Below are 6612 nucleotides of genomic sequence, written 5' to 3' on the forward strand. Positions count from 1 at the left end.
CACTGTCCCTGGGCTATGAGTCTATAAAAGCGAGCGAAACGCTTCAGGGATACACTTTTCGCTCTTTGACATAGTTACATACCAATATATAATACAATAGTTATTAGAGCAGGGATGCGGTGACAATAACGGGGGTATTAAAAGAATAAAAAGATAGTCCGCAAAGAAACCTCTTTAGCAGTAAGCATACAGGGTAGGGGTCTGTACGCTATTCTTATTATATAAACCAGTATAAGAGCGTGATGCTGTCAATCGAATTGACTACTGGTTACTAACTAAAAAACACAATAATGGACAATAAAAGAAAGTTTTTAGACTGGGCTGTAAAACATCATCAAGTAATCCTTAAGTCTCTAAAAGGTGTAGACTTAAAAGTTGGTGAAATAGTCAATTTTGAAAATGAATATGGTATTAAATTCTATGGCTTTAAGGTTTTAGGGTTTGATAAAGACGGTGTTTGCTCTAATCCTTCAGATGTAAGGTGTGTGTATTTAGATTGGGATTCATTTTGGTTTCCAGCTAAGCCGAGTGCCTTATTTAAATAGATATATAGGGCGAATATATTTCAAGCTAGCAAAACAACGTGAGGTTGCCTATCGAATAGGCTGCTAGCTTCTCTAATCTTAAAATATTCATGCGATGGAATTTATCAGTTTTATCCTAGCGATATTCTTTTCGTTAGGTACTCTTACTATGTTTTGTTCTTCGCTAGTCACACCAAGTCCTATGCAAGAAGTAACCATAGTACTAACTTTTATCATGTTTTTGCTCGCTTTGTTGGGCGTTCGTATAACCTATAAAGAATTTATGGAGGTATATCATGGCAACAAGAAATAATATAACCATAACAAAGAATCACATACAAGGTATAATAAAAGAAGCTATTGAGCTTATTGAATTTAGCACTAGTGATATTGAAGTTGAGTTTGATGAAAATACCATGTTGTATGTAGATATTGAAACCTTTAGCTATGATGGCTATGATCAGATTGAATTGTCAAATTTATTATTAGTAAGAGAGGCAAATAAAGGTACTCAGGTTTATGAAAATATCTCTGATTTTATTGCCCTAGAAATTGATAAGTCAATAAAGAGAATTAACCAAGATGCTAAAATAGCGGCTCAAGAATGGGATTATCAAAAAGATTATGAAACCATAGGCGGTAAATACGCTTATAATTAAAAATATACGATTATGGCAACCAATGTATTAGAACAAAAAGAAGTAAAGAAAGAAAGTCAAGATGCTTTATTAGATAAAGTAAAAGACTTAGAAACAAAGTTAGCAACAGCAAAAGCTAGCGAAGATGAATGGTATAAAAACTATGTAGATATTAAAAATAAATATGAACGATTTAAAAACGCTGTAAAAAGTGTTGCGATGTTAGTGGACTAAATTTTTTGTGCGTTGAAGTGTGTGGTTCGTGAGAATAGCACACTTTTTAAATAGGTAGTGGTGGAATGGTAGGTATACACAAGAATGAAGCCGAAGTACAAGGTGGAAGTCTGAATATTACACCGTAATTGAGCTTTTATACAAGGAAACAGGGCAGCGAAGGGGTTTGGGCTGGTGAGTTAAAAGCAATACAGAGAAGGTGCTCTGTTCATGCAGGTTCGAATCCTGCCTACCTAACTATTTTAAATTAACTTTTTATATGGCAAAAATTAGTAAAGAAAGACTTCTTATGCGAGAGAAGTTAAAGGCAAAAGGGGATATGGTTACTTTTCCTCTATCTCTTTATATGAAGGTAGCACGCATATTACAAGAGATGAATAAGAAAGCACGTATTGAAAGACTTATCACCAAAGATGAAGTCCTCTATTCGATAAAAAAGGAAAGTGCTCCAAAGAATCATTTTTATGTTGTTCGGAACTTGTAAGCTCTGAACCTAAATCACACACAATTATGAGAGTTTTTAAAGAGTTAACACCTGAGTGTGATAAGACAGCTCAACTTTTTGCACAAGGGTACGAAAAGAAAGAGATAGCAGAAATAAAATGTAGGTCTTTTTATACAATCAATAATCAGATCAATACAGCTTTTGAATTATTGAATGTACGTAATGGTAGAGAACTCACTATTAAGTATGCTGAAAGATTAACAGGTAAATCAATAATTGATTTATCAGAAAGAGCTAGAAAAACATTGTCTGTCTTTTTGCTTTGTGTCTTTTTTGTAGGTATGGCAGATCATACTACTCAATACCGAAGAGTAAGAAGAATGAGAGTGGAGACAGAATTATTAGTCAGAAGAAACAATTAATACACACAGTTATGGGAAAGAATGTAGAAATTCCTTTGTTAACAGCAGAAGATATTGAATGCAGAATCAGTACTGTAAAAGCGACTGGTGGTTCTATCCTGCTGTATAAAGATGCTCGTTGTGACATGAGAATCTTAGATAGTGTCTTTGGCATTTATGGATGGCAAAGGCAAAATGAGCTTATTGATGGACAGTTATTCTGTACAGTGCGAGTTCAGAATCCTGAAACGAAAGAATGGATATCTAAACAAGACGTGGGTACAGAGTCCTACACAGAAAAAGAAAAAGGTAGAGCTAGTGATGCGTTTAAACGTGCTTGCTTTAATATTGGAATTGGTAGAGAGCTTTATACTGCTCCATTTATTTGGATTGCTTGGAAGGGTAATGAGTACAATAATGGAAAGCCTAGAATAGACTTAAAAGTTAAATCTATTAAGTACAACTCTAGACGAGAAATAGTTGATTTAGTAATTGTTGATAAAGATGGAAACATAAGGTACTCTATGACAAACAAACCTAAAAAGGATATTCCTTTGAAAAAAGATCCAATAGATGATGCTTTTGATTTAGCTTTTCAAGAGATTAAAGAGGCTAAATCAGGGGATGATCTTGCCAGTATCTTTAATCGTTGGTCTGGTTTACAGTCTTCCAAACAATTTATTTCAGCTCTTACAGAAAGAAGGCAACAATTAGGAATCTTTAAATCAAATGAGATAGATGCTAAAACAGTCTAGAGTAATATTTAACAAAGAGAAACACACCTATAAATTAGGTAATAAGTTTCTTCAAGGGATAACAGGGATTTTGTCAAAACACTTATTCAGTGATAAATATGACAATGTCCCTGATTTTATTTTAAATCAGGCAGCAAGTCGAGGCACTTATATTCATGAATGCTGTGAGCTTGTTGATACGTTAGGGATTATTCCTGATAGTATCGAAGCTCAAAACTATATTAAGCTTAAACAGCAAAATGGTTTGGAGTCTATAGCAAATGAATATATCGTAAGTGATGAGAAGTATGTAGCTAGTGCTATTGATGTTGTGCTAAGTGATTATTCACTTGCTGATATAAAGACCACAGCAGTCTTTGATAAAGATTATGTCAGTTGGCAGCTCTCTTTCTATGCTTATCTTTTTGAGCTTCAAAACCCAACATTAAGAGTACCTAACCTTTATGGTATATGGCTTCGAGATAATCAATACGAACTTATTGAAGTTGAAAAGAAACCCAAAGAGTTAATTCAAGAACTCTTACAGTGTGAAATTGAAGGTCGTATTTTTAAGAATCCAATTCCTGCTCCCAAAGTTCCTTCTAGAATTTATGAAGTTGAGAATTTTTTAATAGACCTTGATACACAGGCTAAAGAAATAGAAAGTAAGCGTAAGGAACTTCTTGAAGGGATTTTAAAAGAAATGGAGAAAGCTAATGTAGATAAGTGGGAAACGGAAAAGATTCGCCTAACAAGGCGTAAAGCTACTACTTCTGAAAGATTTGACAGTAAATCTTTTAAAGAGTTTAACCCTGATTTATATCAGCAATTCGTGAAAGTATCAAAAGTAAAAAGCTCCATTACTTTGAAAGTGATATGATATATAACTTACAAAATCCTTTTGAAAGAGAGCAATTTAAAGAGTATGCAAAAGTACTGTTTGAAAAGAGGGCGATTGTGGAGTTGAAGAAAAAACTACCTAATCGCTCTTTAGCTCAAAATTCTTATTTACATCTTCTTTTGGGATACTTCGCTTCTGAGTATGGCTGTAGTTTAGAAGAGGCTAAAATAGATTTTTTCAAAAGAGAATGTAATAGAGATATCTTTGAACGAAAGAGAGTCAATAAACAAGGAAAAGAAATTAAAACCTTAAGAAGTTCATCAAACTTAACAACTGGAGAGATGACAACTGCAATAGAAAGATTCAGGAATTGGTCTTCAGCAGTGGCAGGTATTTATCTCCCTTCAGCAAATGAAAATCAGTTTTTAACTTTTGTGAGTCAAGAAATAGAGCGTAATAAGACTTACATCTAAAAGAAAGTGACAATGAATGCAATAGAGACAATAGATCAAAACATACCTATTTGGCAATTAACAGTAGGCGAATTTACAGAGCTTCTTCAAAGTGTTACACCAACGATTATAAAACAGAAAGAGGCAGAGGATAATTTAGTTTATGGAATTGATGGCATAGCTGATATTTTTAATTGTTCAAAAAGTCAGGCTCAGCGTATTAAGAATAGTGGTCGTATTGATGGAGCTATTACTCAAATAGGGCGTAAGATTGTGGTTGATAAAGCAAAAGCTTTAGAGTTAGCTTCTATTAAACCTAAACGAGGAAGAAGGAGATAAACATGACTATTACTAAGCGTAAAAAACGAAAAGTAAATTTAAAGGCTAAGCTGGATACACAGTTTAGCCTTTTTATTAGGGCGAGAGATGCAATGCCTAGTGGTTATGCTAAGTGTATATCATGTGGTAAAATTCATTTTTGGAGAGATCTTCAATGTGGGCACTATATGAGCCGTAGGTATATGGCTACTCGCTTTGATGAAGATAACTGTCATGCCCAATGCGTGGCTTGTAATATGTTTAATCAAGGGAATATTCAAGGTTATCGCCGTGGACTTCTTGAAAAGATAGGGGAGAAGAGAATTAACTTAATAGAAGTCAAAGCGATGAGTATGACAAGGCAATATTCTGATTTTGAGTACAAAGAATTGATAAAATATTACAAGCTCCGTACTGAGAAACTCAGAAAGGAGAAAGGAATATGATTTACAAATTAAGAGATTATCAACAGCAAGCCTCAGATAAAGCCGTTTCATTCTTTCAATCGAACACTAAAAAGAACGCTATAATGGTTTTGCCAACAGGTAGTGGAAAATCACTGATAATTGCAGATATAGCCAATAGGCTTACAGGATATACTCTTGTATTTCAACCCTCAAAAGAAATATTAGAGCAAAATTATAAAAAGCTATGTTCTTATGGTGTTTTTGACTGCTCGATTTATTCGGCTTCGTTTAACTCAAAGCAAATATCACGAATCACTTTTGCAACTATTGGAAGTGTAAAAGGTCACCCAGAGTTATTTAATCATTTTCAGAATATACTAATCGATGAGTGTTTTCCTTACAATCAATATATAAGTACGGAAAGAGGAAAATTGAAAATAGGGTATTTGTGCAAGCTGTTTAATTCAGGAAAAGAACTTCCAAGAGTGCTCTCATACGATGAAAGTAATAATAGTTTAGTGTCTAATAAAATTGCTTACATAAAAAACAATGGTGTAAAAGATGTTTTCAAATTAAAGTTTAATGAATCACTAACTATTAAAACAACAGCAAATCATCCTTTTTTAACTCTCAACGGGTGGAAATCAGCTCAAGACTTGAAGGTTGGAGAACCAGTGTTAAGTGCATCTCCTAATAGTTCACATCTGAAAATACCAAATCAAGATCAGATTGATTTTTTGCTTGGAAGTTTAATTGGAGATGGTAGTATAGATAAAACTAGAAAAACTATCAATGCTAACCGCTTTCGTTTCATTCATGGAGAAGATCAAAGAGAATATCTTAAATGGAAGGCTGGGCTACTTGGTTGCGAAGATAAAGTTCAAAGGATAGAGCATAATGGTTTTGCGAATAAACCTGCATATCGTTTTACTACAGAAGTTTTGTATATGAAAGACTGTATGTGTTCAAAAAAATATGCAATAGAAAATCTGACCTTAAAATCACTCGCTATAATCTATATGGATGATGGGTCTTTAGGTTTAGAGCAAAATCAGGGTACAATTTGTTGTATTGCGGAATCTGAAAAACTTACATCTCTTTTTGTCTCTAAGCTCAAAGAAATGGGTATTAAGTGTAGAGTCAGTAAAGCAAAGAGTTCATTAACTAAAAAAGAGTACAACTATGTTCGTTTATCTTCTCAGGGTGTAAAAGAGCTATCAAGGTTAATTGCACCGTATGTTCATCCTTCAATGAAGTATAAACTTGTAGCTAAATATAGAAACAAAGCAGGCTCTTATACATGGAATAACTCTTTCAATAAACTGGGATGTAGTGTCTTTTTAGGTAAAGAGTACTTAGGAAAAAAAGAAGTGTACAATATGGAAGTGGAAAACACTCATACCTATATAGTTACTTCATCGAGATACAATAAAGATCATAAGGATTTTGATAATGGCTTAATAGTCCATAATTGTCATCTCGTGAACCCGAAACAAGGAATGTACAAAACGTTCTTTCAATATCTTAATTGTAAGATTTTAGGTTTAACGGCTACACCGTATAGGTTAGCTTCCAATAGTTTTGGTTCTTCACTTCGTTTTATAACTCGTACACGTCC

Annotated in this window: 11 protein-coding genes and 3 pseudogenes; all 14 read left to right on the forward strand. The window is 33.7% G+C overall.

Annotated elements, in window-relative coordinates; genetic code table 11:
• Nucleotides 1-290 precede the first annotated feature (290 nt).
• A complete protein-coding gene (locus tag K8V80_RS04950) occupies nt 291-545 on the forward strand; it encodes a hypothetical protein (protein WP_276775841.1) in 255 nt (84 codons plus the stop codon).
• Nucleotides 546-639: 94 nt separating this feature from the next.
• Nucleotides 640-837 carry a hypothetical protein gene (locus K8V80_RS04955; RefSeq protein ID WP_276775843.1) on the forward strand — a complete coding sequence of 66 codons (198 nt, stop codon included), beginning with the start codon at nt 640-642 and terminating at the stop codon, nt 835-837.
• Complete coding sequence (locus K8V80_RS04960) at nt 821-1183, forward strand: hypothetical protein (RefSeq protein ID WP_276775844.1); 363 nt, start codon at nt 821-823, stop codon at nt 1181-1183. Before K8V80_RS04955 ends, K8V80_RS04960 begins: the two co-directional genes overlap by 17 nt.
• Before the next feature lie 12 nt (nt 1184-1195).
• Entirely contained in the window at nt 1196-1396 is a 201-nt protein-coding gene (locus tag K8V80_RS04965; RefSeq protein ID WP_276775845.1) for a hypothetical protein, read from the forward strand.
• 259 nt (nt 1397-1655) lie between these two features.
• Nucleotides 1656-1880: a hypothetical protein gene (locus K8V80_RS04970; protein WP_276775847.1), complete on the forward strand. Its 225-nt coding sequence runs from the start codon at nt 1656-1658 to the stop codon at nt 1878-1880.
• A 26-nt stretch (nt 1881-1906) separates the two neighbouring features.
• Nucleotides 1907-2263 (forward strand): DNA-binding response regulator, encoded by a 357-nt coding sequence (locus K8V80_RS04975; RefSeq protein WP_276775849.1) that lies wholly within the window; start codon nt 1907-1909, stop codon nt 2261-2263.
• Nucleotides 2264-2274: 11 nt separating this feature from the next.
• Nucleotides 2275-2997 (forward strand): hypothetical protein, encoded by a 723-nt coding sequence (locus K8V80_RS04980; protein WP_276775851.1) that lies wholly within the window; start codon nt 2275-2277, stop codon nt 2995-2997.
• Nucleotides 2981-3856, forward strand: coding sequence for a hypothetical protein (locus K8V80_RS04985; RefSeq protein ID WP_276775852.1), 876 nt, complete (start codon nt 2981-2983; stop codon nt 3854-3856). Before K8V80_RS04980 ends, K8V80_RS04985 begins: the two co-directional genes overlap by 17 nt.
• Nucleotides 3853-4290, forward strand: a complete 438-nt coding sequence (locus K8V80_RS04990; RefSeq protein WP_276775854.1) for a hypothetical protein — start codon at nt 3853-3855, stop codon at nt 4288-4290. Before K8V80_RS04985 ends, K8V80_RS04990 begins: the two co-directional genes overlap by 4 nt.
• Before the next feature lie 12 nt (nt 4291-4302).
• Entirely contained in the window at nt 4303-4608 is a 306-nt protein-coding gene (locus tag K8V80_RS04995) for a DUF3853 family protein (protein WP_276775856.1), read from the forward strand.
• A gap of 2 nt (nt 4609-4610) precedes the next feature.
• Complete coding sequence (locus tag K8V80_RS05000; protein WP_276775857.1) at nt 4611-5033, forward strand: recombination protein NinG; 423 nt, start codon at nt 4611-4613, stop codon at nt 5031-5033.
• Nucleotides 5030-5398: pseudogene (locus tag K8V80_RS05005) on the forward strand (DEAD/DEAH box helicase); the annotation flags it as partial. The gene K8V80_RS05000 and the pseudogene K8V80_RS05005, both read left to right, overlap by 4 nt.
• A 42-nt stretch (nt 5399-5440) precedes the next feature.
• Nucleotides 5441-6346, forward strand: a pseudogene (locus K8V80_RS05010) (hypothetical protein); the annotation flags it as partial.
• Between the two features lie 105 nt (nt 6347-6451).
• Nucleotides 6452-6612, forward strand: a pseudogene (locus K8V80_RS05015) (DEAD/DEAH box helicase); the annotation flags it as partial.

Source organism: Bacteroides coprosuis (assembly GCF_020741705.1).
Lineage (GTDB): Bacteria > Bacteroidota > Bacteroidia > Bacteroidales > Bacteroidaceae > Bacteroides_E > Bacteroides_E coprosuis.

Bases quoted from the DNA above. Each gene is read 5' to 3' on its own strand.
- K8V80_RS04950 (WP_276775841.1), top strand. From the start codon at position 291: ATGGACAATAAAAGAAAGTTTTTAGACTGGGCTGTAAAACATCATCAA.
- K8V80_RS04980 (WP_276775851.1), top strand. From the start codon at position 2,275: ATGGGAAAGAATGTAGAAATTCCTTTGTTAACAGCAGAAGATATTGAA.
- K8V80_RS04985 (WP_276775852.1), top strand. From the start codon at position 2,981: ATGCTAAAACAGTCTAGAGTAATATTTAACAAAGAGAAACACACCTAT.
- K8V80_RS04975 (WP_276775849.1), top strand. From the start codon at position 1,907: ATGAGAGTTTTTAAAGAGTTAACACCTGAGTGTGATAAGACAGCTCAA.
- K8V80_RS04990 (WP_276775854.1), top strand. From the start codon at position 3,853: ATGATATATAACTTACAAAATCCTTTTGAAAGAGAGCAATTTAAAGAG.
- K8V80_RS04995 (WP_276775856.1), top strand. From the start codon at position 4,303: ATGAATGCAATAGAGACAATAGATCAAAACATACCTATTTGGCAATTA.
- K8V80_RS04955 (WP_276775843.1), top strand. From the start codon at position 640: ATGGAATTTATCAGTTTTATCCTAGCGATATTCTTTTCGTTAGGTACT.
- K8V80_RS05000 (WP_276775857.1), top strand. From the start codon at position 4,611: ATGACTATTACTAAGCGTAAAAAACGAAAAGTAAATTTAAAGGCTAAG.
- K8V80_RS04965 (WP_276775845.1), top strand. From the start codon at position 1,196: ATGGCAACCAATGTATTAGAACAAAAAGAAGTAAAGAAAGAAAGTCAA.
- K8V80_RS04960 (WP_276775844.1), top strand. From the start codon at position 821: ATGGCAACAAGAAATAATATAACCATAACAAAGAATCACATACAAGGT.
- K8V80_RS04970 (WP_276775847.1), top strand. From the start codon at position 1,656: ATGGCAAAAATTAGTAAAGAAAGACTTCTTATGCGAGAGAAGTTAAAG.